Source organism: Mycobacterium aquaticum (assembly GCF_002086485.1).
GTDB lineage: Bacteria > Actinomycetota > Actinomycetes > Mycobacteriales > Mycobacteriaceae > Mycobacterium > Mycobacterium aquaticum.
Window position 1 is genome coordinate 1 of sequence record NZ_MVHF01000100.1, and the last position, 833, is coordinate 833.

Below are 833 nucleotides of genomic sequence, written 5' to 3' on the forward strand. Positions count from 1 at the left end.
ATGCGGGACTGGTTGCCTGCATCGGATCCGGTGTGGCTGGTGATCAGCGTGGTGGCCGGGCTGGATACCTCGCCGTTGCATGCTCAGCGGCGCACGGGTGGGGCCGGTCGCGCCGGCTATGACCCCGACATGTTGTTGACACTGCTGATCTGGGCGTGGGCTCATGGGGTGCGCTCGTCGCGGGTGATCGAGCGACTGTGCCAGCGGGACGTGGCGTATCGGATCATCTGCGCTGGTGACACCCCGGACCACGTGACGATCTCCCGGTTTCGGGCCGATACCGCGCAGGTGGTCGAGGAATTGTTCGCTCAGGTGCTGATGCTGTGTGCGGGGTTGGGGATGGGCCAGTTGGGGGTGGTCGCGGTCGATTCGGTCAAGATCGCCTCGAACGCGTCTCTGGCGGCCAACCGCACCGAAGACGGGCTGCACAAAGCCGCCGCTGAGCAGGCCCAGATCGATGCGCAGCGGGCACGTGAGGTGGCAGCGGCGGCCGCGGCGCAGCATGCGCTCACCGATGCCGCCGAGGATGAGATGTATGGACCCGGCCGGCGTGGCGATGAACTGCCCGCGGAGTTGGTCGATGAACGGTCGCGGGCGGCGCGTATCGCCCAAGCGCTGGCAGAACTGCACGCTGACACCGCCGCACACAGCGCCGAAGGTGACGATATCGCCGAGCGTCAGCGGGATCGGCAGCAGCGTCAACAACAGCGTAAGCAGGCCAAGCTCGATGCGTATCGGCGCCAGCGTGCCGATCGTGGCAGTGCCCCGGTGGGCAAGCCGCCCACCGAGATTCGCATCGAGGTGCTCACCGAGAACCTGGCGGCCGCCCAGGC

At 67.6% G+C, this 833-nt stretch carries 1 protein-coding gene; it reads left to right on the forward strand.

Translation table 11 applies throughout. The annotated features are described in order from the left end of the window. On the forward strand, window positions 1-833 hold an 833-nt coding region (locus BST13_RS38070), incomplete at both ends, for a transposase (RefSeq protein ID WP_245839984.1).